1 pseudogene is annotated in these 271 nt (G+C 65.7%); it reads left to right on the top strand.

Annotated features, from left to right (window positions below):
- Positions 1–240: pseudogene (locus SM755_RS23665) on the top strand (SDR family NAD(P)-dependent oxidoreductase); the annotation flags it as partial.
- Positions 241–271 lie beyond the last annotated feature (31 nt).

Here is a 271-nt window from a genome sequence, read left to right on the forward strand (position 1 = left end):
CGCATCGACTGTCTGGTGAACAACGCCGGATACGCACAGATGGGGCCGGTCGAGGACGTCTCGGTCGAGGACGTTCACAGCCAGTTCGACGTGAACGTGTACGGCCCGCACCGGCTTGCCCGGCAGGTGCTCCCCCACATGCGAGAGCAGGGCGACGGCACCATCGTCAACCTCTCCAGCCTCGCCGGCCGCGTCTCGTACCCCGGAAACGGCGTCTACTGCGGGTCTAAGTTCGCACTGTAGGCGATGAGCTACGCGATCCGAGCCGAGG

The organism is Natrialba sp. PRR66 (assembly GCF_034808065.1).
Classification (GTDB): domain Archaea; phylum Halobacteriota; class Halobacteria; order Halobacteriales; family Natrialbaceae; genus Natrialba; species Natrialba aegyptia.